We start from the raw sequence: 26,983 nt of genomic DNA on the forward strand, positions 1-26,983 counted from the left end.
ATGGTTGCGGTAGCATTGCCTTTCTATTGTATCTCTCAACACATTTATTATACATAATTTGCGCATTTTGTACTAGATGATTTTGAAAAAAACTTAAGCATTAACTACTGCTTCGTGTACTTGTGACTCCAAGTAGCGCTCGCAATCGAGAGCAGCCATACAGCCGCTTCCAGCCGCTGTGATCGCTTGACGATAATTGCGGTCCTGAACGTCGCCGCATGCGTATACGCCTGGAATATTCGTCTCCGAGGTGCCTGGCTTCACGATAATATAGCCTTGCTCATCCGTGTCGATTTGGCCGCCAAGGAAGCCCGTATTCGGAGTATGGCCGATCGTAATAAACAAACCGTCTGTCTCAAGCAGCTCTTCCTCGCCTGTTTCATTGTTGCGTACTTTTAGCCCCTGCAAGCCCATACCTGTTGCCGCCACTTCAAGCGGTGTACGGTTTAGGCTCCACACGATTTTCTCGTTGGCGCGAGCGCGATCCTGCATAATTTTTGAAGCGCGAAGGTCATCGCGACGGTGAACGAGTCTAACCTCGGAAGCAAAGCGGGTAAGGAACACCGCTTCCTCCATTGCGGAGTCGCCGCCTCCGACTACAATGATCTTTTTGCCGCGGAAGAAGAAGCCGTCGCAAGTAGCGCAGGTGCTTACGCCGCGCCCGAGGTTTTCTTGCTCGCCTGGAATCCCGAGATATTTGGCCGAAGCGCCGGTAGAAATAATAATCGACTCCGCTTGCAGCTCGCCAATGCCTTCAACATCCAGCGTGTAAGGGCGTTTGCTGAAGTCTACGCTTTTCACTGAGCCTGTTTTGAACGTTGCACCGAAGCGCTGCGCTTGCTTGCGCATATTGGACATAAGCTCGCTGCCGAGAATACCATCAGGGAAGCCTGGGAAGTTCTCAACCTCTGTAGTAGTCGTAAGCTGACCGCCTGGCTGCCACCCTTCAATAACAAGCGGCTCCATGTTCGCCCGCGCCAAGTAAATCGCTGAGGTAAGTCCAGCAGGACCTGTACCGATAATAATCGTTTTGTAAATCATCTATATTCTCCTCCATTTCGTAAAATCACTGAGATAATAACTTCTACTTTAAAATTATTACAATCTAGGAGCAAAGTCAATATCGTTCATGTAACGTTCATGTTGGTGTTGTATGCTGATTATATCGATTACATAAGCCAAACGGGAGGACGTTCAACATGCCCAAAATCATCGTTGTTGATGATGATCCGAACATACGTGAGCTGGTGAGTCTTTTCTTGAAGAGAGAGGGCTATCAGGTTATTGAAGCTATAGATGGAGTAGATGCGCTCGAGAAGCTGGAGGCGGTTCGACCGGAGCTTGCCATTATCGATGTGATGATGCCGCGCATGGACGGATGGGCGCTTTGTGCTGCCATGCGCTCCAGCTATGATATTCCGCTGCTGCTGCTGACGGCAAAGGGAGAAACCACGCAGAAGGTGAAGGGCTTCGAGCTTGGTGCGGATGACTATATGGTCAAGCCCTTTGATCCCCCAGAGCTTATCGTCAGAGTGAAGGCGCTGCTCAAAAGATACCGAATTACGGCATCACAGACGGTCGAGTTTGGCGATGTCCTGATGAATCAGACTGACTTTCATATGACCGCAGGCGGAGATCGGGTTACGCTGCCGCCGAAGGAATTCGAGCTGCTGTTCAAGCTCGCAAGCTATCCTGGAAAGACGTTTGCACGGGATCAGCTTATTGAACAAATATGGGGTGTGGATTATGAGGGGGATGAGCGGACCGTTGATGTTCATATCAAAAGGCTGCGCGATCGTTTTCCTGAGGAGCAATACCGCTTCCGCATTGTTACCATTCGAGGGCTAGGCTATCGATTGGAGGAATGGACATGATTCGCAGCCTGTATTTTCGGATAACAGCTTCCTTTCTTATTATTGTTCTGATTAGCATTGGGGTTGCTTTTCTGTTTACGAATCAAATGTTTAAGAGAGATGCTAGAGGCCAGCTGCCGAATCAAATGGTCAATTCGATTGATCGTATCGAGCAGCTCTATGCGGTGTCAAAGCCGGCATCCTTGCAGGAATTTCTAAGTGAGATGTCCACCCTGCAGGGGCAATCGATTATTGCAGTCAGCCTTGCGAATCGGCTTGTATCTGTCGGAGATCAAAGCAAGGCCATGATGGAGAGGCTCACCTATGAGAAGCTGGCAAGGGTGTTCAGTGGCAATACTGTGAGGCTCGATGGTTTTAACCAAGAGGAAGGCGGTCTGCCAATGCCGCCTGCTATCGGAAGAATGGTTGTTTTCGGAAATGAAAAATGGGCATTGTTCGTTCAGGCTGATCGTTATCCGCAAAATAGCAACTTCATCTGGACGGCAGTTACGCTGCTCGTTACGCTTCTGTTGGTTGGAAGCGTGCTGATTCTCGTGGCTGCCCGTTATTTAGTTCATCCGCTCAAAATGATGACCGCTGCCGCAACGCGAATGTCGAAGGGGGATTTCTCCGTTCGGCTGCCTGCAAAACATGGCGATGAGCTGAGCGAGCTGGCTGAGGGGATGAACAAAATGGCGCTTAGCTTATCGCAGCTGGAAATGATGCGTCAGGATTTTGTATCCAATGTTTCACATGAAATCCAGTCACCGCTTACCTCAATTAGCGGCTTTGCAGAGGCACTGCGCAGCGAGGATGTTACAGAGACTGAACGTGAGCGATACATTAACATCATTAAGCAAGAGAGCACAAGGCTTTCGCGTCTGAGTGAGAACTTGCTGAATCTCGCATCGCTGGATTCACAGCAGCATCCTTTTCATCCTCATTCCTATCGACTGGATCGTCAATTGCGCGATGTGGTGCTGGCCTGCGAGCCGCATTGGCTTGCCAAGCGACAGACTCTGGAGCTGTATATGGAGGAGACCGTGATTGTTGCAGATCGGGACCAGCTTAATCAGGTGTGGATGAACCTGCTTTCGAATAGTATGAAGTTTACGCCGGAGGGCGGCAAAATTTTTTGCTCATTAGCGGAGAAGGATGGTTTTGCTGTCGTTCGTATCTCCGATACGGGAATCGGCATTAGCGAGGAAAATCGCGAGCGTGTGTTTGAACGATTTTTTAAAGGGGATGTCTCAAGGAATCGCAATCAAGGCGGCAGCGGGCTTGGATTATCAATTGCGCAAGCCATCGCTGCTATTCATGGCGGAAGCATTGAGCTGGACACTAGCGCTGACGAGCTTGCCGGTGCCAGCTTTATTATCCGGCTTCCTCTCTTGCCCCTAGGTGCTTAGTCTATTTATTATAACCCTCAGCATTACTTATTTAGTTGCTCCAAGGACAGCATGATCATGTACGTACAAGTTTTGGTTATGCTATACTACTAGGCATACAACTAACGGAGCTGAGGTGTGAAGTGAAGGGACAGCAAACGCCCAAATATATGCAATTAAAGCAGCAAATCATATCCTGGATCGTCACGGCGCAGTTCAAGCCGCATGATAAGCTGCCATCAGAAAATGAAATCGGCAAGCAGTTCGAAATGAGTCGTCAAACGGTACGTCAGGCGCTTGGCGACTTGGAGCAGGAGGGCTGGCTCTATCGCGCTCAAGGAAAAGGCACGTTTGTCTCCGATCAATCGGCGCCTGAGCGGAAAGCCTCATCACAGGGGATGACGATTGGGATGATAACGACCCATATCTCTGATTATATTTTCCCTACGATTGTCAGAGGCGTCGAGTCCAGCCTTCGTGCTGTTGGGGCGAGGCTGCTGCTGGCGAGTACGGATAATGAGAAGGAAAAGGAAAAGGACAGCTTGGAGTCCATGCTGCGCGAGCCGTTGACCGGGCTTATTATAGAGCCCACAAAAAGCGCGGAGGGCAATCCGAACTTTAATTATTTTATGGCGCTGGATGCACTCAAAATCCCCTATGTTATGTTGAACGAGCGATACAGTGATGTGGATGCTCCATGCCTGCGCGTGGATGATGAGCTTGGCGGCTATCGCGCTGCTGAGCATCTGATTAAGCTGGGGCATACGCGTATTGCCGGATTTTTCAAAACGGATGATTTTCAGGGGGTTCATCGGATGCGCGGTTTTCTAAGAGCTCATCGGGAGCATGGTTTGACGGTTCCTCCTGAATATTTGCTGCGTTATTCCACCGAGGAGAAGCAAGAGAAGCCTGCGCAGGCGCTATCGCTTATGCTCCAGCGTGAGCCGGAGCAGCGTCCGAGCGCTATCATTTGCTATAATGACGAGCTTGCTGTTCGAATGCTCGATATTGTACGTCAAATTGGACTTGCTGTACCGGGGGATTTGTCGATCGTTGGTTTTGACGATGCTAATCTGGCAACGGCTACCGAAGTGAAGCTAACGACCGTTGCTCACCCGAAAACCGAAATGGGAGCAGACGCCGTGGAGCTCTTGCTTAGCATGGTCGAGAAGCAGCAGCGGTGTCAGACCATGGACAAGATCTATGATCCTCAGCTTGTCATACGTGAATCTACGCAAGCGCCGAGGAGCTATATAAGTTAAACCGGAAAATTACGTTTTGGGCGCTTTGCGAGTATATCATTCTTACGATCGCGGTTGCAGCCAGATTCTTTGATTTCCTAAGACATTTAAAGGTGAGAATAATGGCTGCAAAGGCGAACACTTCGTTTCTTCAGAGCGATCTTCTCGCTTCGCTATAACTTCATTTTTAAGTTCAACTTATATAGCATGTCTGGCAGTCTACGAGTCTCTAGCAAGAAAGCTTAATAAACAAAAAAACACGTGACACACTTGTACGTACAACTTATAATAATAACAAGGGTATTCTATGCTAATGTCCGTATAAGTTATGCTGGGCAGACGTAGAAATACGAGCTTGAAGGGAGCGAACTATTCTCATGTTGGAAGCGTTGAAGCATGCAGTCTGGGAAGCGAATATGGATTTGCCGAAATACGGATTAGTTACATTTACTTGGGGTAATGTTAGCGGCATTGATCGGGAGTCTGGCTATGCGGTCATAAAGCCGAGCGGCATTCCTTACGAAGAGCTGAAGGCGGAGCAAATGGTCGTTGTAGATTTGGAAGGGAACGTTGTCGAAGGCAATCTGCGCCCATCCTCAGATACAGCAACTCATGTATTATTGTATAAAGCATTTCCAAATATCGGCGGCATCGTTCACACCCATTCGCCATGGGCAACAAGCTGGGCGCAGGCAGGACGCGCGATCCCGGCGCTTGGAACAACACACGGCGACTACTTCTACGGCGAGGTGCCTTGCACGCGCGCGATGACGGAAGCGGAAATTACAGGAGCATATGAGCTGGAAACAGGCAATGTTATTGTTGAAACCTTCGAAAGAAACCATATTGATCCAAATCAAGTGCCATCGGTGCTGGTCAACAGCCATGCTCCTTTCTGTTGGGGCAAGGACCCGCATAATGCGGTTCATAATGCAGTGGTGCTTGAGGAAGTAGCCAAAATGGCGCTCCATACGTTCCAGCTTAATCCGAACGTTCAGCCGATGGACCAAGCTTTGCTGGATCGTCATTATTTGCGTAAGCACGGTGCGAATGCCTATTACGGCCAAAAATAAGGAGGACTCGGAGAAATGACTAAGAAATATGCAATTGGCGTAGATTACGGTACACAATCAGGACGCGCGGTGCTGGTTGATCTCTCTAACGGTGCAGAGGTAGCTGAGCACGTTACGCCTTACACGCATCATGTAATCGATGAGCAGCTGCCTGTCTCCGGCATTAAGCTAGAGTATGATTGGGCACTTCAGCATCCGTTTGATTATATTGAAGTATTGGAATTATCCGTTCCTGCTGTTATGAAGGAATCGGGTATTGATCCTGCAGCGGTCATCGGACTTGGTATCGACTTTACCGCATGTACGATGCTTCCTATTGACGCAGCGGGCGAGCCGCTTTGTGTACAGGATGCTTATAAGGATAATCCGCATAGCTGGGTGAAGCTATGGAAGCACCATGCAGCGCAGGATGAGGCTAACCTAATTAATGAAATGGCTGCGCAGCGCAATGAGAAATGGGTACCGCGTTATGGCGGTAAAATCTCATCCGAGTGGATGATGGCGAAGGCTTGGCAAATTTTGAATGAAGCTCCGGAAATTTATGATACAGCTGATAAATTTGTAGAAGCAACAGACTGGGTAATCGGTCAGCTGACAGGCAATATCGTGCGCAACAGCTGTACAGCCGGCTACAAAGGCATGTGGCACAAGCAAGAAGGATACCCGAGCAAGGAGTTCTTCAAGGCGCTAGATCCGCGTCTAGAGAATTTGACTGAAACGAAGCTGCGCGGCGAGGTTGTACCGCTTGGTTCGAAGGCTGGAGAATTGCTGCCTGATATCGCGGCCCGCATCGGACTTGCTCCAGGCACGGCAATTGCTGTTGGCAACGTAGATGCGCATGCGGCTGTTCCAGGCGTTGGCGTAGTGACGCCAGGCAAGCTCGTTATGGCGATGGGAACATCGATATGCCACATGCTGCTTGGTACGGAAGAGAAGGAAGTCGAAGGCATGTGCGGAGTCGTTGAAGACGGTATTATTCCAGGTTATTTCGGCTATGAAGCGGGTCAATCCGCAGTTGGCGATATTTTCGAATGGTTTGTGGAGGAATCGGTACCTGCTTATGTGCTTGAAGAAGCTGAGAAGGCTGGCGAGAATGTACATGTATACTTAACTCGCAAAGCGAACGAGCTAAGCGTAGGCCAATCCGGGCTGCTTGCCCTCGACTGGTGGAACGGCAACCGTTCGGTGCTGGTGGATACCGATCTGACGGGTACGATTGTAGGCTTGACGCTGCTAACGAAGCCTGGGGAGATTTATCGCGCATTGCTTGAGGCAACGGCGTTTGGTACTCGCAAAATCGTGGATGCGTTCCATAGCAATGGTGTAGAAGTAAATGAATTGTACGCATGCGGCGGATTGCCTCAGAAAAACGCGCTGCTCATGCAAATTTATGCAGATGTTACGAATCGTGAAATCAAGGTTGCTGCATCTAAGCAGACTCCAGCGCTTGGAGCAGCTATGTTCGGTGCGGTAGCGGCAGGTGCGGCAAAAGGCGGCTTCGACAGTATCGTCGATGCTGCGCAGCAAATGGCTCGCGTACGTGAAGAAACATTTAAGCCGATCCCAGCTAACGTAGCGGTGTATGAGAAGCTGTATGCGGAATATAATCTGCTGCATGACTATTACGGCCGCGGCTCCAACGATGTGATGAAGCGTCTGAAGGCGATTAAGGAAGAGCAGGCTTAAGTATGAGTAAGTAAAGGCAGCTTTTTTAAAAGTATAGATTTATAAAGAGAACTCCCGCAATTAAACATTGCGAGGAGTTTTTTTGTCGTTAATCGTCATTTCATGACAGGATTAATTGCGTTTTATTAATGTGTATAGAAATTGTTCAGTATGGATTGTTAATGTGAATAAGAAGTCCGATGTTTTGGTGACAGAAGACATATTGCAATCACTTTAATCGTTCTTATTTCCTATAAAGAGAAGATTCATTCGGATCATTACTTAGGATGATGTATTCGTGTATGGAGTAGCTTCTCTATAGATAAGGAGGGGTAACAACCGAATTGTTTTATGGCAGTAGGTGTGGGGATTGAAGAAGAAAATGGCTACAAGGGAGATGAAAACGCTTTGGAAACAATAAGCTTAAGAAGCACAAGTCGTAAAAGGAACAGTGTGTGGGGGAGAAAGACCCTTGCATTGCTGTTAACGCTCGCAGTACTGATCGGACAGCTCTTCCCAGCACCATATGCAGCGAATGCTGCAGCGGCAGATACGGGAGCAACGTTCTTTACTGGTACGGATAACTGGAGAGGCGGGCTTGCTACCAGTACGGCTGATGGTGATATGGATGTATCAGTAAAAAATGGAGATTCTATTTATCCAATTGAATTTAAAATCACAGGAGTTAAAAAGCCAACTAAAAGTGCTCATTTGCTAATCCGTGCAAATGATGTAGATGAGTACGATCCAACGAATGCAGCGGCTAATGGCGAGTGGGATCGTGTATATATTTCATCTAATCCTTCAGACATTGCACTAGGGGCTGCTACAACAGCTTGGCCAAGTAATTTTGGTTCGGCTACGTATCAAAAGGAGTTTCCTAAAGCAAAGTTAGTGGGTGCTCTATCGGGACAAAATGAGAAATGGAATACGACAACATTTGAAATAAAGGAAGACCGATGGGATGAAATCGTAGACGGTCAAGATCTATTCGTCGGTATTTCTGTCCACCATTATTTTCTAGCCACTGGTTCATTCAATTCTGGTTGGGTGACTACCATTGATTGGGGACAGCTAGTCATCGATGGGGGACCTAAGACAGCAGCGGAAATTACCAAGGCAGGGGTAACCATTGGTACGAACAAGGTGACACTTGATACAGAGTTTATGCCAAAAACAAACGGGAACTTCCGTATGGAAGTCAGTGTTACTCAGGAAACGAATTATGGCACTGAAATTGTGGAACAAAACGTAGGTTTATCTGAGAAATCATTCTTGAACTCTACACTAGGAGAAAGTCAGTCTTGGAGCAAGATAGAATTTACTGTTCCTGGCGCAAGTACAAGCAAAGAATACAAGGTGAATTATATATTATTTGACAATACCACAGGCATTGCACAGCATATTTACTCGCTGTCGTCCCTTGATCCTGAAGTGAAGGATATTGCGAAAGCGGGAGCACAGTACTTGCCAACAAGCTTTACGGTATCGGATTTTAGCAGCAAGTATAATAACTTGGCCGGTACACCTCAACCAGATAAGCTTGAAGAGGTGAAAATCGTTACTCTTCCTACTGGAGGAAAACTTCAACTGGATGGAGTAGACGTTGCAATTGGAGCGGAGATTCCTAAAGCGGACCTTGATAAATTGGCTTTCGTTCCAGACGCATCGGGTTTCACGGGTGCAGCCTCATTCAAATGGAATGGCTACGATGGTGAGCAATATGCTGCTATTGACGCTACAGTGACCATCACGGCAAATGCAGCTCCTGTCGTGACTGAAATGACAAAGCAAATTAATCAAGGGTCAACTCTGATTTTTGCTCCAGATGATTTCAAGAATCATTACACAGACGCAACGCTACCGAAAGAGGAACTAAGCAAAATAAAAATTATTTCATTGCCAGCAGCCAGTCTAGGCACGCTCTGGTTTAAAGACGGTGCGAATCCTGCAGTGGAGGTTACTGTTGGTACTGAAATTAACTCCGCTGACCTAGGGAAGCTAAGCTTTGTCCCTAACGGGAATGCTGTTGGCACAGCGGCCTTCGAATGGAATGCATCAGACGGCAAGCAGTATGCGAAGGATAATGAAAAGGTGAAAATCACGATCAATGCTGCACCGATTGTGAGCGACATCGCTTTTGCAGACATTGCAGGAAGAACGATTTCGTTTAAAGCTGTCGACTTTGCTAATGCGGATGCGTATACAGATGCAGAAAATGATGCCTTAACGCAGGTTCGGATCACGCTGCCGGCAGATTTTGCTAGCAAAGGCAAGCTGAAGTACACAGACGGAATAACAGAGAAAGAGGTTGCTCCAAATACACCTACCATTCTCAACCAAACGATGCTGAATACGCTGAAATTTGTGCCAGCAGTGGATTTGGCAGAGAACAGCACGGTTGTGTTTAATTGGGAAGGGTATGACGGCAATCAATATTCATTAGCTTCAGCACAGGTGGACATTACCTACACGAATGATCCTGTCGTTGGCAACATCGCCAAAACGGGACTTCAATACGAAACAATTAGCTTTACGGCGGACGAGTTTAAAAACCGTTATTCGAAACAAAACGGGGATGCGGACGCAAGCGGATTGAAGAGCGTTAAGATCGTTACGCTGCCGATTGTTGAGCAAGGCGTTTTATTGCTGAATGGATCACCAGTGGCAGCTGGCGACCTCATTGCCATCGCCGACATTGCGGAGCTGACATTTGTACCGGCTTCGAGCGGTTTCACGGGAATTGCTAATTTTGATTGGAACGGTGAAAATGCAGATGGAAAATACGCAGCGCTTAATGCTGCAGTAACAATTACAGCAAATGCAGCGCCAACGGTAGATCCGATTAACAAGTCCATCCTAAAAGGCGAGTCGCTATCATTCGCAATAGCTGATTTTACGACCCCTTATAGTGATACGAATGAAGAGAACCTGGATAAGGTGAAGCTAGTAACGCTTCCTGATCCGAGCAAAGGCAAGCTTGTTCTTCAAAATGGTCCGGGCTCGGCAATTGAAATTACAACGGCCGGATTCGAAATTGATGTGGAAGACTTAGCTAAATTGGAATTTATCCCTGCATCTGGTGCTACTGGTGCTGTGACATTTGATTGGAATGGCTCAGATGGCAATCAATATGCGAAGGATAATAAGCAGATTACCATCACCATTAACACACCGCCAGTTGTTGGCGACATTAACAAGACTGGATTGTCAGGAACGGTTATTGATTTCAAAGCTTCTGATTTTACAGATTCACCTCGTTATACAGATGCTGATGGTGATCTGTTAAGTACAGTGTCCATCACGCTTCCAGGAAGCTTTAGCGATAGCGGTCAGCTATGGTATACATCTACAGTTGGAGAATCCGTATATGTAACGCCGCTTACTACAGCTGTAATTGCCAAAGATCGTTTAGACAGCCTGAAATTTATGCCTTCAGCTTTATTGGCAGAAGGCAGTGCGGTTACCTTCAATTGGAATGCAAGCGACGGCAAGCAATTCTCTGAAGCTCCTGCTGCAGTTTATATCGATTATAACGGCAGACCGGTTGCAGAGCCTATCGTTGTAAACGTTGTGGAAGGCTCAACAGAGATTATTATTACATTAAAAGGTCTTGATCCAGAGACCGTTACTGGCATCGTATATGGTCTAGACAGCAATCCGAGCAAAGGCACACTTCGGCCAGCAGACGATGATGTTTCGGGTGATACATGGATCTATACCCCGGGGCCTGATTTTATTTCTGGTCAAGACAGCTTCACATATAGTGTAACGGATAGTGAAGGTCAGACAAGCAATACACCAGCAACGGTAACGATAAATATTCATAGAGCATTAGACGGTTGGGCGGGAGACAAGGCTCAAGGCGATTCTAAAGCAATGAATATTATTCCAGGAGAACAGCTAAAGCTCTCCGCGATTAGTTCTTTGCTAGCTGAAAAGGTAACAGCCAATGTAAATGGTGAAATTGTCGAGCTAACGCTTGCGAATCAAGCTACATTTGCTGCCGATGGCTACAAGCTATGGGAAAATTCAACGTACCTTCTGCCAGCCGAAACCCTCCCTAATCAATACATGGTTACTTACCATGCAGAGGATATCTTGGGTGCTTCGTTGCCGTCAGAGTGGTCAGCTAGATTGACAGACAACTACTTTGCAGTAGTAAGGGCTGAACTTGCTCTAACAGCCAATCCTGATAAGATTTTGGGCGATGGCAAATCGACTACCGATCTTACTGCGCAGCTTAAAAATGCAGATGGCACTCCAATTGTAGGCGTTACGGTTGTTTTTACAGCTCCTGTAGGTAAAGGCGAGTTTGTAGGGCCAAATACGGCAGTAACAGACGCACAAGGAATTGCGACAGTGACTTACAGATCGGAACAAATTACAGGTGTAGCTGAGCAATTTATTCCCATCCAAGCCAATGTGTACAACAAAGAGCTTGGCTTGAAAGCACAGGAAGAAGTTATCATTACCTTCTTGCCTGCAGCAGTGAAAGGCTTCATTACGAAAGGCGAGTCGAATACACCTGTCGCTGGAGCGAGCATTAGAGTAACACTTGATCTTAATAAAGATGGTATTATTGATTCCAATGACTTTGATGAAACGGTCGTAACGGATGCAAGCGGTGCGTATTATGTCATTGTACCGAAGGGCGATGTTTCTTATGATTTGGAAGTTTCGCAGATCGTTGATGTAGGTGGCGTACCAACGCCAATTACCTATAAGCAAAAAGCTCAGGTTGGTGAGGTTACAGGCACAGGAGAAGAAAACTTTGACTCCGAGAAAACGGTAACCGGCATCGTGCTGCTTAAGCAGCCAGATGGTGAAACCTCTTTGTTTAGCGGAGCAATGCTGGCTAGTACTGTTCTTTATTTAAAGAATGTCGATGGCAGCTACGTAACAGAGGGTGGAGCACCAAAAGTGTTTAACTTAACTGGACCAGGCGTATTTAATGCGGAAGGTCTAGCAATTGGTGATTATGAGCTGGAAATCAAATATGAGATCGAGCCAGGCAAGTTTATAACGTTTGGCCATGCTGCGGTGAGTGTAACAGCTTCCGGAGAAATGAATATTACTGAAGCGCTAGTCGATCCATATGGAACGATTACAGATGCGAACACAAAAGCGGTCATTAAAGATGCTAAGGTTGTTCTGCATTATGCGGATACAGCTCGGAACAAAGCTAAAGGAATTACAGTTAATGGGGAGGTTATCCTGCCAGCGTTGGTAGGATTTGCGCCAAATGATAATGCAAGTCCGGTACAGCTAAGTGATGAGCATGGATTCTATGCGTACATGGTTTATCCTGAAACCGATTATTATTTGGTAGTAACGAAGCCTGGGTACTATACTTATATTAGTCCGAATCTTGCTGTAGAATGGGAAATCGTAAGGCATGATTTGGAGCTGACTCCGGTATCATCCGCATCAGTAATCCCGGCACTTACTATTTCGGTAGATAAAAACCAAGTCAAAGAAGGCAGCAAGTCTACCATTTCCGTTGATTACCTTAATGTGTCCGGCAGCACACTAGCTGAAGGAGAAATAAAGGTGATTATACCTGCTGGCGCTGTTATTGTTGATGTAGCTGGCGGTACGGCAACAGGAAACACAATTGTTTGGAAAGTAACGAATTTGCTTGGCGGACAAAATGGAAGCTATAAAGTGGTTATCGAATGGCCGCTTATGCAAAAGGCAGATACAGCATTTGATATTCCAGGTGAGTTTACTACAAAGAATGAAACCATCAAATCATCTGTAAAAGTTAATGTGTTCTCCGATCGCTTCGGGGAGCTGACGCATAATCGTTATATTTTGGGTTACCCAGACAAAGAGTTCAAGGCTGAGGGTTCATTGACTCGTGCTGAGCTTGCAGCGATTGTGGCTAGACTTACTGAAAATGAGGATATCAATTATTCCTTGTCGTTTAGTGATATCCGTGCAGGTCACTGGGCAACGAACTACATTAAAATTGCAATGAAGCACAACTATTTCAGCGGCTACGAGGATGGTACATTCCGTCCAGATGCAGCTGTGACAAGAGGAGAGCTTGCAGCTGTAATGGCGCGGTTCTTAAAGCTTGAAGTCAGCGAGCCTACGTCCGTGCATTTCACGGATACGACAGGCTACTGGGGAGCTGATACACTCGAAGCATTGTATAATGGCAAGTTCTTGAGCGGCTATCCAGATGGCAGCTTCAAGCCGAAAAACGCCATTAAACGTGTAGAGGCTGTTACGATGATCAACCGTATGGTTTATCGTGGTCCTTTGAAAGGTCTTGCCCCATTGTTCCCTGACATGCCTGAAAGCCATTGGGGCTTCGGAGATGTGCAGGAAGCAACGATTTCTCATAAAGCAGAGCGTAATGAGGATGGAAGCGAAACTTGGATTGAAACGATCAGCGATGATGTGCAATAAAAAACAATAAGTGCAAACGACTGTCTCCGTCATTGGCGGCAGTGCTGACGCTTATAAGCTTGGGTAGTAATGTTTAGCTAAGAAGGCAGCCTGCCTTGGTCAATGACCATGATAGGCTGCCTTCTTTTGTGCGAATATAGGAAAGCCTATCATTTTTTCATGCTTTCTCTATATTTCTCGAAATGAAATTCAGCCGTAAAGCCTATCAAATATTTCCCACTAATTAAAAATGGAGATCATTTACTTTTTAATATAGAATAGATAAATGTACATAGAGAGATTTTTGGAGCTGGGGGATGAACGGAAGTGTATTGCCATCATTGCGGGAAGAAACGTACAGACGATGCTATTTATTGCATTCAGTGCGGTAGAATGCTTTCGGAGGGGAAGAGTGCTGAAGCAGATGCGAGCGCTCAGGAGATAGTGAGCTTCGCAGAGACTGCTGCAGCTATGGAGAACGTGTTAGCAAGTGAGCAACCTCAAACAGCGAACAGTACACAGAGACAGTCGGCCAAGGGAGCTGTATGGGCGTGGATCGTACCTATTATGCTTGCTTTTGTTTCGGCCGCCTGCGTGTTTAGCTACTATATATATCAAACAGGTATTAATGATAGAGTGCTTAAGCTTCAGGAAGAGGCGCGAATCGAAGCGCTGGCGCAGAATTATGCTGCAGCTCAAGAGCTTCTGCATGAGGCTGTACATGCACGCCCAAGCTTTGCTGCGGTACAGAAGGATGCTGATATTGTCGAGCATGCAGAAGAGCTTACCCGTATGGTTGCGGCCGCTGACAAGCAGCTTCAGGAGCAGAAGCTTTCAGAAGCAGAGTTGATGCTGGAGCAGGCACGCAATGAGCTGAAGGGCCACACAGAGCCTATCTATGACAAGCTGAAAGAGCAGCTTGGTGTACTTGCGATGCAGCTTGGCGTTATGCAGCTGTCGGATGAGCTTGCAGGATTGAACTCAGTAGAAGAGCTCACGGCCAAGCTTAATTCAGCAAGTCATTTAGAAGGTGACGAAGCAGCAGCTGTGAAAGAGCAGATTATGGAGAAAATTGTCGACATCTGCGTCAAGGAAGCAGAAGTGCTCATGAAGGATAAGAGCTACTCCGATGCATTAGACGTGACTGGCAAGGCACTCTCCGTAGTGAATGACAATGAACGTTTAATCAAGCTTGAGAAACAAATTAATCAAGCTAAGTTTGATTATGAGAAGGCTGAGCAGCAGCGACTAGAGCATGCGATGCAGCAAGCAGCGGCGGAGGATTTGAAAAACCAGACTGCAGCTGTGGAGGTTGTTCATATTGAGTCTACGCTTGATGAATTTGGTGATCTTGCAATCGAGGCTGAGCTGAGAAACGCAGCAACACGTCCAATTTATTCGATAAGCGTGACTTTTTCCGTCATGGATATGGACGGCAATAAGATAGGCTCCGGCACAGCGGTCGCTGAGCAGGATTATTTAGAATCAGGAGAGACTATTAAAATTAACAGTACCGTTTATGGGATCTATGTTGAAAATACGACCATCGTCGTCGATCACGCGACCTGGTATTTGAACTAAGGGGGGGCGATGAGATGAGTAAACGAGCATGGTTCAGCGCCATCGTATCCACCCTAGTCGTATGCGGTGGAATAGCTGCCGCCTTAGCCGTACATGAACAGGTGCCAGATCAGCTTGTTGGGAAACCGCTTCTTGCGATTGCCGAGGAGAAGAAGGCGAAGTCGTTGAAGGATATTATTTTTGAGACACAGAAGCTTGTTGTTATGATTGAGACGGATGAAGGCGAGCAGGGATCGGGCTTCCTCTATAATCTGGAGGGAGATTTAATTACGAATGCGCATGTCGTTGCAGGCGCGCGCATGGTAAAAATAAAAACGGCGGATGCACGCGAGCTGGAAGGCGAGGTCATCGGAATTAGCACGGAGACGGATGTGGCTGTCGTTCGTGTCGCATCGCTCGCTGGAACTGAGCCTTTGCAGGTTGTTCGCGATGAGAAGGCAGAGGTTGGCGATGAGGTGCTGGCAGTTGGCAGCCCTTTAGGCTTTCAAAATACAGTTACTACCGGAATTATTAGCGGACTAGGCAGAAGCTTTGAGATAGAGCCGTATTCATATTCGGATTTATATCAAATTTCAGCACCAATCGCCCCGGGGAACAGTGGTGGGCCGCTCGTCGACCAGAAGACAGGGAAGGTGCTGGGGATCAATTCAGCTGGCTACGAACAAGGGTCGATCGCCTTTAGTATTCCAATTGGAAATATTATCGGGCTCGTAGAGGGCTGGTCTAAGGAACCTATGCTCGAGCTTCCTGATGAGCTTAGTTCTTCGGTTGAGGAGCCAAAACCGGGAGGGGATGCTTCCATTGAGGAGTTTGCAGGCTATCTGGTAACCCATTTCTATGACAGCCTGAACAATGCTGATTATGTTTATGCGTATTCGCTGCTCGGTGGAAACTGGAAGGAAGGCACCAGCTACGAGAAGTTTAGGGAAGGTTATCTGGGAACCTTAAATGTCGTGATCGATGATATGCATGTTAAAAACAGCAAGCAGGCTAAGGCGACGGTTATTGCCGTCATCTCGGTGGATGAGCGTTTGGATGGAAAATATGTGCTTAGCAAATATCAGGTGACCTACGAGGTAGGCTACGAAAATGATCAATTAAAGCTGTTGAGCGGTAAAGGAAAAGCGATCAAATAAGAGCAAAAGCCAGAGCGAGCCGTCCGGAAGACGATTCGTTCTGGCTTTTTGTTGAAATATAGGAAACTATGCATTCTCCGAACCTGCTGATAATGGTACTGCGGTAGCAGCCGGACAGCGGATAACGAGAGCTAACGGAAACCAGAGACACTAAAGCTTCATTTTTGGCTAGCGTCACATTTTAACGGAAGTCAGAGACGCTATTCCGCAGAAATGAAGCGAGATCGGGCATGTAGGGTACAAATAGAGGCGTGTGTTTCCGTTAGAATCTTGAAACGAACAATAAAGGCGATTTAGCGTCTGTGGTTTCCGTTAGAAGTGCGAGCTGACGCGTCTGCGATTTCCAATCACCCGTGAGGATGATTTTGTTCATAAGTCTAAAGTTTATAGGATACAGAAAAATAAGGGCTCTCAGTCCGCGTAAGCGCAGCAGCTATTCCTGCTGCTGCTGCGGACTGAATTATTCAGCGTCGTTCACCATGCCAGCTTCCAACTCTTCTTCGCGCAATAGCGGGTTGAAAATTAGCTCGATAGAGACAGAGTCGTTACGCTGGACAGGGAAGCTAAGCAGTATTGATGGTATAATTCTACCATTTAGCAAAAGTCGGTAGCTCGTATTGCGGCTGATCGGCACACCGCTAACAGAAACGATCTGACCGTTAAAATTAAATCGGATAACTCCAGTTTCAGCAAGTGCCTGATAAATGCTCAATCCCGGTCGGAAAGGTACACGATAGGCTTGAGTAATACGAGGGAACGCTGCGCCTCCGTTTATGATGACCGTTACAGATGCTTGGGGCCCGATAGGGAAGGGCAGCGGAAATGGGATCGGGAAAGGGAACGGCCCTGGCCCTGGGAACGGCCCTGGCCCTGGGAACGGCCCTGGCCCTGGGAACGGCCCTGGCCCTGGGAACGGCCCTGGCCCTGGGAACGGCCCTGGTCCTGGGAACGGCCCTGGCCCCGGGAACGGTCCTGGCCCCGGGAACGGTCCTGGCCCTGGGAACGGTCCTGGCCCTGGGAACGGTCCTGGCCCCGGGAACGGTCCTGGCCCTGGGAACGGTCCTGGCCCTGGGAATGGTCCTGGCCCTGGGAACGGTCCTGGCCCTGGTCCAGCTGGGAACATCCCCGGTCCTTGGCCTTGACCTGGCATAATCGTACGCGGGCCACTACAGCCGCAGTCATTGCCGGCTCTGGCTCGTTGCTGTATGACTAGATTTTGCTGCTCGTTAGCATAAGTATATTCCATGCCAGCACTCAGTCTCCTTCACGAAACAGTCTAGGCCTTCATCCTGCTTTATCGTATGCGGCATATGCCTATCTGGTGAGTAGAGAAAAGCTAGAGAGCTCATTAGAAACAAGGTCCCTGCGGACAAAAAAAGGCGTCGTCTCTTGAAGGAGACGGCGCCTTTTTTGAAATTTAGAAAAGAGATACTATTTTACAGCTGCTTCGTAACGTTTGCCAACTTCATCCCAGTTAACTACATTCCAGAACGCTGCGATGTAATCAGGACGTTTGTTTTGGTAGTTAAGGTAGTAAGCGTGCTCCCAAACATCAAGACCAAGGATCGGCGTTTCGCCTTCCATGATCGGGCTGTCTTGGTTAGGCAAGCTGTATACTTTCAATTTGCCGTTTGCAACAGCAAGGAATGCCCAGCCGCTGCCAAAACGAGTTGCTGCTGCTTTAGCGAAGTCAGCTTTGAAAGCTTCAAGGCCGCCAAGCTCGCTGTCGATTGCTGCTGCAAGAGCGCCAGTTGGAGTTCCGCCAGCGTTTGGAGCGATTGTTTCCCAGAACAAGCTGTGGTTAGCATGTCCGCCGCCATTGTTGCGAACAGCAGTGCGAATAGCTTCCGGAACGCTTGCAAGGTCAGCGATTAGCTCGTCGATTGATTTGCTTTGCAATTCTGGAGCGGACTCCAAAGCTGCGTTAAGGTTAGTCACGTATGCGTTATGGTGACGGCCGTGGTGAATTTCCATTGTAGTCGCATCGATATGCGGCTCAAGTGCGTTGTGCGCGTAAGGCAAAGCAGGTAGTTGATGTGCCATTATTTATACAGCCTCCTAATGATATGTAGTTATTCCACCTCATTATCCCTTATCCGATCGAATAAATCAACATTATTGTTTCAAAAGTCGGCAGAAGAAAGGGATATGACATTGACCATAACCTGCAATAGGGTATCACTGACCTAGATGAATTATTCAAAATAGGCGTGTAGAACTGTGTTATTTTACAGTAAAAACGATTAAATTAATGTAAGCGCTTAATATGAAGCGTTTTCAAGAGAAAAATGGTGATTTGTTTGAAATTTTAAAGTAATATAAAAGATAGAGGCAGGATATCGTTAAATTTTGTCGTAATATATTTTAAATGCAATACTATGACATGGTATAGAAGGTGTAATATTAATGAATGTTCGTTCCTTCCAGTTGTCCGATTACCGACCAATTACAGCACTGCTTGAGGATGTACTTACCGAAGAGTGCTACGAACAAACAATGGAGGCATTTGCCCGCCAATTGTCATGGGATAGTGATTTAGTTCTAGTTGCTGTCGAAAATTCCGAAATTGTGGGCATGATTATCGGTACGATAGATAATAACAAAGGTTATTATTATCGAATTGCCGTCTCTCCTCTCCATCAACGGAAAGGAATCGGTAAAACGCTTATCCAAGCATTGCGCCAGCGTTTTGAACAGCGCCGTGTCACAAAGATATTAATTACCGCGGACGAGCACAATGAACCAGTTTTACCGCTGTACGAGTCGATGGGCTATGTAGCCAACGATTTTATTAGAGCCTACCAAAAGCTGAGTATTGTGGCTGGTTAACGCGAAATTTACTGCATGTATGTTTTACGCAGGGCATATCTGTATCGCCATTGCTTTTGGCGGTAGGATATGCTTTTCTTATTACTATATACTGATATAAGGAGAACGGGATGGAACCATATCGGCATTGTGTCATCAAAAGCTTCAAGCATAATGGCCACATACATCGTACATGGCAGCAGAATTGGCTAATTCCGGATGAGCTGCTCGCAGATGAGCACAAAGCGGAGTCTATGCACGTGCTTATTAATCAACAAACGCCAATCCAAGAATCCGATGGAAAGATATGGATAAGTCGTGTTCCGGCAGTCTCCTTTTTTATACCTGGGCATTGGTTTAATGTAGTCGCTTTGCTTGAGGAAGCGGGCGTACGCTATTATTGCAATATTGCGTCGCCGCCTTATTTGCAAGGGGATGTGCTGACTTATATAGATTATGATCTCGATGTTATTCGCACGGTAGTTGGCGAGAGGTTCGTCGTCGATCAAGATGAATATGAAATGCATAAAGCTGCGTATCACTATCCGCAGATGGTTGAGGATAAGGTCCATGAGGGACTGGATACGCTGTTGCAGCGAATAGATCAAGACCGGTCTCCTTTTCAGGACCAGCTTGTCATGCTTTATTATAAGGAATGGTTGAGGCGAAATGGTGAGGTGGAGCAATGAGTCTGCTGGGCAGGAATCGCAATTCAGATGCTGAGATGGACGGAAATATAGAACAAAATGGCTCATCAGCTGAGGCACCTATACAAACTCGTACTACGTTTTTGGCAGAGCTCCTTGATTGGACGAAAACGGTGGTCATTGCATTTGCCGTCGTGATGCTTTTACATTATTTTGTTTTTAATCTCTCGAAGGTAGAGGGATATTCGATGGAGCCAACGTTAACGCAGCATGAATGGATTTATGTAAATAAATTCGTTTATTTAGTTGGCAAGCCAGCTATCGGTGATGTTGTTATATTAAAGGAACCGAACACGGAGGCCAAAGAGGAGAAGTATCTTGTCAAAAGGATAGTAGGGGCTCCCGGTGACCGGATCGAGGTTCACAATCAGCATCTGTACCGTAATGGAGCGCTGGTGGACGAGCCTTATACGGATAGCATTATAGAAGATATGAACTATGGGCCAGAACTCATTCAGGCGGGGCATTATTTTGTCATGGGAGATAATCGTCACGCAAGAGCGAGTCTAGACAGCAGAACATTTCATGCAGTGCCGGAAGAGCTGATTCGCGGCAGAGCTGATTTTATTTTGTGGCCGTACAAAGAGATCAGAGCGCTGTAATCGCAGCAGCTGCTTACGAAGTAGGTTTGCAAGTGTGTGACTTAGGCAAACCTTAAGTTTATGCTTACGAGGTAGGTTTGTGAATGAATGACTAAATCGTCATTCTATGCACAAATCTTTGAGGAGGGGTCATCATAAACCACGTTATGAACGATTCAAACGATGCATGCTCCGGCAATCCAGGACCTGGCGGATGGATGCTGCTTTTTGGCGTTCACGGGAAAGGGATTTCGGGCGGAACGAGGCGTACGAAACGTTTTGAGGGTTATAGCGATGATCAATAAATGGGCCAAGCTTAAGGAAGAAATGAAAGAGGCGGCATTAGAGCTTGGTATCGACAAGATCGGAGTTGCCTCCGCGGACCCTTTTGTATCATTGAAGCAAATTTTAATTAGACATCGGGAGCTTGGGAGAGAATCCGGCTTTGAGGAGCCGGATCTTGAGAAACGAACGACCCCGGCGCTGCTCTTCGATAATCCGCAGTCGATTATCGCTATTGCAATCGCCTATCCCTCCAAGCTGAAGGACCCTCCGAAATCTGAGCCTGGCGCAAGAAGAGGCATTCTGTCTCGCTCGGCTTGGGGGGACGATTACCACAAGGTTCTGCGTGATCGGCTCGCCAAGCTGGAAGCATGGCTTAGAGAGCGGGTTCCAGAGCTGCGTGTGGAAAGCATGGTCGATACCGGCGCTTTGTCGGATCGTGCTGTTGCAGAGCGTGCAGGCATTGGGTGGAGTGCGAAAAATTGTGCGATCATATCCCCAGAGCTTGGATCGTGGATTTATCTCGGGGAAATGATTACGAATTTGCCCTTTGAGCCTGATGAGCCCATCACGGAAAATTGCGGCTCATGCACAAAATGTATTGATGCTTGTCCGACGGATGCACTCGTTGGGCCCGGCCAACTAAATTCCAGTCGTTGCATTTCCTTTGTAACACAGACAAAGGGGATGGTCTCTGACGAGCTCATGCGCAAAATCGGCAATCGTCTATATGGCTGTGATACTTGCCAGACGGTCTGTCCAATTAATCGCGGCAAAAACTGGACGCATCAGCCTGAGCTGCAGCCCGACACGGAGCTCGTGAAGCCGCTGCTCGTTCCTTTGCTGACAATAGGCAACAAGGAGTTTAAAGCAAGATACGGAAGGACCTCCTCCGCATGGCGCGGCAAGAAGCCTATTCAGCGGAATGCAGTGATTGCGCTTGGCAACTTTAAGGATGCAAGCGCGGTGCCGGATTTAATACGCGTAATGGAGCAGGATACGAGGCCTGTGCTGCGAGGAACAGCAGCCTGGTCGCTAGCGCGAATTGGCGGTGAGCAGGCGAAGGCTGCCTTGCTGGCAGTTGTAGATAAAGAAAGCGATGAGGAAGCAAAGCAGGCGATGATGGATGCCATTGTTCAAATAAGCGCGGCGGCTAACGATATAGGGCGATGAATAGGGAAAGCAGTTATTAGGACAGTACTTTGTAATCCTTGGGTTGAGAAGTTAATTTATTGCTGTTTATCTACTAAAATATGACTGTAACCAGTGTAAGACTGTTCGTTGCGAACATGGGGCGAACATGCTATTATTGGAGCATTATACACATGAGTAGAGATAGAAAGGGTTAGGTGAAAGGTATGACTTGGGTTAACATTGTAGTGCCAATCGTTACATTAATTGCTGGAGCTGTAGGAGGCTTCTTTATTGGTGTATTTTATCTGCGCAAGCAGCTTGAAAAGATGCAAAATGATCCTGAAATGATTCAGAAAATGGCTAAGCAAATGGGCTATAACTTGAATAAGAATCAAATGCAAAAAGCGCAGCACATGATGAAAAATCAAAAAATGCCTCGCAGATAAAAAATGGATTGAGAAGAGCTGGAGGGAGGTTCAGAAATGGCGGGAAGAAAAGATTACGTCAATTCGAATGTAACGAGCAACCGGGAGCAAATTGAACATCACGTCAAAGAAATTTTGAAGCTAATTGGTGAAGATGTCGAACGTGAGGGCTTGATAGAAACCCCTGCTCGTGTAACTCGGATGTATGAGGAAATTTTTGCTGGTTATGAGGTTGATCCGCGCGAGGTGCTTGGTGTAACGTTCGATGAGCAGCATGAGGAGCTTGTTATCGTCAAGGATATCGTTTATTACAGTCAATGTGAGCATCATATGGCGCCTTTCTTCGGTAAAGCGCATATCGGTTATTTGCCTAGCGGTAAAATTGCGGGTTTAAGCAAGCTTGCTCGGCTCGTAGAGGCAGTTACTCGACGTCTTCAGGTGCAAGAGCGAATCACATCACAATTGGCGGATATTCTTACTGAGGAGCTGCAGCCGCATGGTGTAATGGTCGTTGTTGAAGGCGAGCACTTATGCATGTGCGCGCGCGGCGTGAAGAAGCCAGGCAGCAAGACGGTAACCTCAGCCGTAAGAGGAGAGTTCCGCAACAATTCTGCCCTTCGTTCTGAGTTTCTTACATTATTAAAGCAATAGCTCAAGGCTAATAGAGAGGCTTCCTAAGAAGATAATTTACCTTCTTGGGGGGCCTCTCTTGCTGTGTGTGACAGGGCAGAGAGACGAAGGCTTGTCAGAGAGCGGTCCAAACGAGCCTGCGTGCTTCCTCAAATCGATCATTAACATAGGGCCAATTGACTACACTCCACCATTGCTTTACGTATTCAGGGCGCTGATTTTGATATTTTAAATAATAGGCATGCTCCCACACATCTATAGGCAATACTGGAATCGCATCCCATTGCGACAAGTTCTGATGCTTCTCTGCTGTCAGGATCTCTAGCCGTCTGCTGCGTGGACTCCATATGAGAATAGTCCATCCACTGCCCTCAACCTTCGCTGCTGCCTCGCTGAATTGCTTCTTGAACGCAGCAAAGCTGCCAAAATCGCTTCGTATTTGAGTACTAAGTGAGCCCGCGGCTTCACCTCCGCCATAAGGGGACATCACACTCCAAAATAAAGTATGCAAGTAATGACCAGCGCCGTTAAAAGCGAGCTCGCGCTCCCAATGCTTAACTAGATCAAAATTATTAGTTTCTCGCGCCGTTTGCAGCTGAAGCTCAGCTTTGTTTAAGCCATCGACGTAGGCCTTATGATGAATCGTATGATGGATTCGCATCGTTGTTTCATCAATATAGGGCTCTAGGGCATGGTAAGCATAAGGCAAGGGAGGCAGCACATGTCCTCCTATCGCTACTTGCTGAGCGGGAGAGCGCTGCTCGCCGTCATGTGAGATGCTGGAGGCTTGGCGATAATGGGCCATAAGGCCAATATAGTAGTTGGACTCGCGAATGGCGTGGTTAATTACAGTTTTCGTAATTGCGGTGGATTCTGAGGCTATGCGTTCGGTTAGCTGTGTCAACTGATCAACATACGTTCGAGATTGCTGAAGGGCAGCATCGATAAGCGATTCGACCGACTCCGCTACCTGTGCAGGCAGACGGGCTGGAAAGGGCAGCCAATCATCCAGCCACTGGTTGGTATAATGCGCGGTATGTGAGAAAACAGGCTCCCATGATTGCAGAAGCTGTACATATTGAGGCTCAAGCTCAGGTGCGGCTTGCAAAATAACAGCGGCATGCTCCTTCTCCTGCAGCTTCCAATGCCGTATAAATTCGATAACGCGAACGGGCATGAGCGTTCCGTAAACAAAAAGCACGACCTTCACCTCCTTAGTCGAAACAAGTGCATCTATACTAGATGTATTCATTTCGATGGAGGCTTATGTCGTGCTCGTATTTATAATCGTTCTGCTTGCAGCTGTTGATCAACTTGGCTTAGAAATAAAGCTGCTCTTTGAATATACTCACTCGGATGGACTTTAAACAGCAGCTCGTGCTTGCCGTCTTGTACGATCCAGGAGCGGGATAGAACGTTACCTTGTCCCTCGGAGACGGCTTCAGCAGTCTGAAAGGGCGCTTTAACGTCATTGGTGCCGTGAATAATGAAAAGCGGGATATCATAGACGTTTGAGATGACTTCACTTGCCGGGATAGAGCCAAAGCTGGTACCCGTCCAAAGTGGAATCATCGATTCGATGAGCGGAAGCGAAAAGCTCGGCAAGGAAATAAATTGATTCAAGTTGTCAAATAACGCCTCGGAGCTTGGAATAAATAAGCTATCAAGAATCATAGCATCAATAGCTTCGGTTTGAAGCGCTGCCTGTAGTGCAGTTCCAGCACCCATTGAGAAGCCCCAAACGACGATGTCCTCGGCGCCGCGAGCTTTGACGTAATCTACAGCAGCGAGCAGCTGCTGCGACTCCTCAAGCCCTCCAGTGGCTGGTGCTTTGTACTCCTTCGAGGCATATCCATAGTCAAACAGCAATACATTATAGTTTAAGCCGTGCAGCAGCTTGGTTAGCTCATACATCGGCACCCAGGTTTCTTCGCGATTAGCACCGTAGCCATGGCTGAAAACGACTGTACGCATAGATGCGGTAGGCTCGCTTGCTCCTTCGTAAGCAGGGACAAACCAGCCGCTGACGGTAGTATCACCGCTTTTGCTTGGAAAAATAACATCCTCGTAATCTAAGCCAATTGCGATTTGAGGATTAGAAGTGAGCGGAGCTACATAGGGATAGGCGAGCATCCAAGCTACATAACCATGAAATATGATGACAACGAGCAGACACGCGGCTATAAGAGAAGTAATAGAAGCAACGAGCAGATGCTTGCTGCGGCTTTTTGTTTTGCGAAGCTGAAAAAGCTTGTCGGCGTCTCCCAAAGGAAAGGGCTGAAGGCTCTGCGGAAATCCGCCTTCAAGGGGCAATGGTGTCATCATAGTCGTGCTCATGTCGTCGTCCTCCCTCTGTAATAGAGCATCCGTCAATGGAACTATTTGTTCACAAAAATGAAAGCGCTATCCATACTCTAGTACTTTAATCGTAGTCTGGTCCTAGGAGCCTGTCAATTAGTGTCGAGGTAATGTTAATTAGTTGTAATATTACTGTAATGTAACAACTTTTCTTTACGAGTACAGCAGGTATGAGTTATACTGAATGAGAATCAGTTTCATTGGATGAAACTTTATTAGAGGGAGGTGCGGCTGCATGGAAGAAGGTAAATCGACGGTTCGGGCAGTGGATCGAGCACTTGATATTTTATTGTGCTTTACAATGAAAGCGGACTGGGCGATGACGGAAATTGCCGAGCATGTAGGCCTGCACAAAAGCACCGTTCATCGGATGCTCGCAACGCTCGAGGAAAAAGGCTTTATCGAGCGGGATCGCTCGACCGACCGTTATTTTTTGGGTTTGAAAATGTGGGAGCTCTCCACCAATTTATCGCGGACCGACGATCAAGGGACGATATGGTTGCCTGAGATGGAACGGCTCCGTGATCGATTAGGAGAAACTGTAAGTATATATGTAAGAGACGGTTCTGAGCGAATACGTATGCAAGCGGTACAGAGCAATCAACCGGTCCGCCGTGTAGCTCCGGTAGGTGCGCGGCTGCCGTTATATGCAGGAGCGTCAAGCAAGGTGCTTATTGCTTATTCTGATCCTATCGTACAGGAGAGCATCTTTGGAGATCCAGCTTGGCTATATTCTATTGATCTGGATCAATACAAGCAGCAGCTTGAGGAAATTTGCTTACAAGGCTACGCAACAAGCTTCGAGGAGCGCGAGCCAGGGGTTGCGGCACTGTCCGCGCCTATTTTTAATAGGCAAGGAAAGGTATCGGCTGCCTTATCGGTATCGGGTCCGGCAAGCCGATTGACGATCCAGACGATGAGCGATTTCGCAAGCGTGTTGATGGAATCAGCTAAACGAATGGGTACGATGAGCATATAGGCTGGAAGCACCACGGATTATAGCTTGGACGATCAGCACGAAATCAAAGAGCAACCAATTCAGATGAAATAAAATAAAAAGAACCTTCAACTCCACCTTGTAAAGTGGAGTTGAAGGTTCTTTTTGATAGATTTGTTTACAAAATTTAAAACAATTATTGATTATTATCCGTCTGATAAATTGAGATGGAGGGATTTTAAATGAGAATAAAGAAGCTCTGTTTGGGGATTATTTTACTTTGCGTAATATTATCAACAGCATGCTCGAGCACTGTTCCCGCAAAAGATATGGGAGAATTGTATAGCTTGGCATTAGACGCGTACATGCCTATTGATGATGGCCTGAACAGTGGTATGAAATACATTGCGATTGACATGAGTAATTTCCAGGATATGAATGAATCAGATAAGGAACAAATTTTAAATCATTTTAAAAAATACAATGTGGAAGTAATGGAAGCGACGTATGAGCAACTAATGGACAAGGGATTATATAACCCCCAAACATTGGTGCTGAATGGCATTCTGCTGCGGGTTGGAAAAACGGTAATATCAGAGACACGAATGGTTGTTGATGGCTCAAAGTATAGATCGGGCGACGGAGCTATCGGAGTGCAGGTTACCGTTGAAATCAATAAAGGTAAATGGCAAGTTTTAAAAGCAGACAGTACTTGGATTAGTTGATTTTATAGTTAATGGAGAGGGGTGACTAAAGGCGGTCATTCGTCTAATTTTTATACCTAT

The 26,983-nt window shown here is 47.1% G+C and carries 21 protein-coding genes; 16 read left to right on the forward strand and 5 right to left on the reverse strand.

Annotated features, from left to right (window positions below; translation table 11 throughout):
• Positions 1-93: 93 nt before the first annotated feature.
• Positions 94-1,038: a thioredoxin-disulfide reductase gene (gene trxB, locus MHI37_RS03740; RefSeq protein WP_076335243.1), complete on the reverse strand. Its 945-nt coding sequence runs from the start codon at positions 1,036-1,038 to the stop codon at positions 94-96.
• Between the two features lie 161 nt (positions 1,039-1,199).
• Between trxB and MHI37_RS03745 the strand changes: the two genes are divergently transcribed.
• The 8 genes from MHI37_RS03745 (at position 1,200) to MHI37_RS03780 (ending at position 16,336) form a co-directional block, all read left to right on the forward strand.
• Positions 1,200-1,874 carry a response regulator transcription factor gene (locus tag MHI37_RS03745; RefSeq protein WP_076335204.1) on the forward strand — a complete coding sequence of 225 codons (675 nt, stop codon included), beginning with the start codon at positions 1,200-1,202 and terminating at the stop codon, positions 1,872-1,874.
• Positions 1,871-3,262, forward strand: coding sequence for a HAMP domain-containing sensor histidine kinase (locus MHI37_RS03750; RefSeq protein WP_076335205.1), 1,392 nt, complete (start codon positions 1,871-1,873; stop codon positions 3,260-3,262). Before MHI37_RS03745 ends, MHI37_RS03750 begins: the two co-directional genes overlap by 4 nt.
• A gap of 122 nt (positions 3,263-3,384) precedes the next feature.
• Complete coding sequence (locus MHI37_RS03755; protein WP_076335206.1) at positions 3,385-4,503, forward strand: GntR family transcriptional regulator; 1,119 nt, start codon at positions 3,385-3,387, stop codon at positions 4,501-4,503.
• Between the two features lie 356 nt (positions 4,504-4,859).
• Positions 4,860-5,555: an L-ribulose-5-phosphate 4-epimerase gene (gene araD / locus MHI37_RS03760; RefSeq protein ID WP_076335207.1), complete on the forward strand. Its 696-nt coding sequence runs from the start codon at positions 4,860-4,862 to the stop codon at positions 5,553-5,555.
• A gap of 15 nt (positions 5,556-5,570) precedes the next feature.
• Complete coding sequence (locus MHI37_RS03765) at positions 5,571-7,241, forward strand: ribulokinase (RefSeq protein ID WP_076335208.1); 1,671 nt, start codon at positions 5,571-5,573, stop codon at positions 7,239-7,241.
• A gap of 387 nt (positions 7,242-7,628) precedes the next feature.
• Positions 7,629-13,640 (forward strand): S-layer homology domain-containing protein, encoded by a 6,012-nt coding sequence (locus MHI37_RS03770; protein WP_179090142.1) that lies wholly within the window; start codon positions 7,629-7,631, stop codon positions 13,638-13,640.
• A 306-nt stretch (positions 13,641-13,946) separates the two neighbouring features.
• Positions 13,947-15,200 (forward strand): FxLYD domain-containing protein, encoded by a 1,254-nt coding sequence (locus MHI37_RS03775; protein ID WP_076335210.1) that lies wholly within the window; start codon positions 13,947-13,949, stop codon positions 15,198-15,200.
• Between the two features lie 14 nt (positions 15,201-15,214).
• Positions 15,215-16,336: a trypsin-like peptidase domain-containing protein gene (locus tag MHI37_RS03780; RefSeq protein WP_076335211.1), complete on the forward strand. Its 1,122-nt coding sequence runs from the start codon at positions 15,215-15,217 to the stop codon at positions 16,334-16,336.
• A gap of 460 nt (positions 16,337-16,796) precedes the next feature.
• Here MHI37_RS03780 and MHI37_RS03785 read toward each other — a convergent pair whose 3' ends face one another.
• Positions 16,797-17,582, reverse strand: a complete 786-nt coding sequence (locus MHI37_RS03785) for a hypothetical protein (RefSeq protein WP_342556532.1) — start codon at positions 17,580-17,582, stop codon at positions 16,797-16,799.
• Positions 17,583-17,767: 185 nt separating this feature from the next.
• Entirely contained in the window at positions 17,768-18,379 is a 612-nt protein-coding gene (locus MHI37_RS03790) for a superoxide dismutase (RefSeq protein WP_076335213.1), read from the reverse strand.
• Positions 18,380-18,742: 363 nt separating this feature from the next.
• Between MHI37_RS03790 and MHI37_RS03795 the strand changes: the two genes are divergently transcribed.
• The 6 genes from MHI37_RS03795 (at position 18,743) to folE (ending at position 22,924) form a co-directional block, all read left to right on the forward strand.
• Positions 18,743-19,165, forward strand: a complete 423-nt coding sequence (locus MHI37_RS03795) for a GNAT family N-acetyltransferase (RefSeq protein ID WP_076335214.1) — start codon at positions 18,743-18,745, stop codon at positions 19,163-19,165.
• 110 nt (positions 19,166-19,275) lie between these two features.
• Complete coding sequence (locus MHI37_RS03800) at positions 19,276-19,833, forward strand: DUF402 domain-containing protein (protein WP_076335215.1); 558 nt, start codon at positions 19,276-19,278, stop codon at positions 19,831-19,833.
• Complete coding sequence (gene lepB, locus MHI37_RS03805; RefSeq protein ID WP_256709839.1) at positions 19,830-20,453, forward strand: signal peptidase I; 624 nt, start codon at positions 19,830-19,832, stop codon at positions 20,451-20,453. Before MHI37_RS03800 ends, lepB begins: the two co-directional genes overlap by 4 nt.
• A gap of 273 nt (positions 20,454-20,726) precedes the next feature.
• Positions 20,727-21,887: a tRNA epoxyqueuosine(34) reductase QueG gene (gene queG / locus MHI37_RS03810; RefSeq protein WP_076335216.1), complete on the forward strand. Its 1,161-nt coding sequence runs from the start codon at positions 20,727-20,729 to the stop codon at positions 21,885-21,887.
• A gap of 185 nt (positions 21,888-22,072) precedes the next feature.
• Positions 22,073-22,294, forward strand: coding sequence for a YneF family protein (locus MHI37_RS03815; RefSeq protein ID WP_076335217.1), 222 nt, complete (start codon positions 22,073-22,075; stop codon positions 22,292-22,294).
• A 36-nt stretch (positions 22,295-22,330) separates the two neighbouring features.
• Positions 22,331-22,924, forward strand: a complete 594-nt coding sequence (gene folE, locus MHI37_RS03820) for a GTP cyclohydrolase I FolE (protein WP_076335218.1) — start codon at positions 22,331-22,333, stop codon at positions 22,922-22,924.
• Between the two features lie 94 nt (positions 22,925-23,018).
• On the opposite strand, the gene MHI37_RS03825 is transcribed toward folE, so the two are convergent.
• Together MHI37_RS03825 and MHI37_RS03830 are read right to left on the reverse strand one after the other, a co-directional pair.
• Complete coding sequence (locus MHI37_RS03825; RefSeq protein ID WP_076335219.1) at positions 23,019-24,104, reverse strand: Fe-Mn family superoxide dismutase; 1,086 nt, start codon at positions 24,102-24,104, stop codon at positions 23,019-23,021.
• 80 nt (positions 24,105-24,184) lie between these two features.
• Positions 24,185-25,240 (reverse strand): alpha/beta fold hydrolase, encoded by a 1,056-nt coding sequence (locus MHI37_RS03830; RefSeq protein WP_076335220.1) that lies wholly within the window; start codon positions 25,238-25,240, stop codon positions 24,185-24,187.
• Positions 25,241-25,496: 256 nt separating this feature from the next.
• Between MHI37_RS03830 and MHI37_RS03835 the strand changes: the two genes are divergently transcribed.
• Positions 25,497-26,240 carry an IclR family transcriptional regulator gene (locus MHI37_RS03835; protein ID WP_076335221.1) on the forward strand — a complete coding sequence of 248 codons (744 nt, stop codon included), beginning with the start codon at positions 25,497-25,499 and terminating at the stop codon, positions 26,238-26,240.
• Between the two features lie 200 nt (positions 26,241-26,440).
• Positions 26,441-26,923, forward strand: coding sequence for a hypothetical protein (locus MHI37_RS03840; protein ID WP_076335222.1), 483 nt, complete (start codon positions 26,441-26,443; stop codon positions 26,921-26,923).
• The last annotated feature ends 60 nt before the right edge of the window (positions 26,924-26,983 follow it).

Origin of the sequence: Paenibacillus sp. FSL H8-0548 (genome assembly GCF_038630985.1) — a bacterium.
Lineage (GTDB): Bacteria > Bacillota > Bacilli > Paenibacillales > Paenibacillaceae > Pristimantibacillus.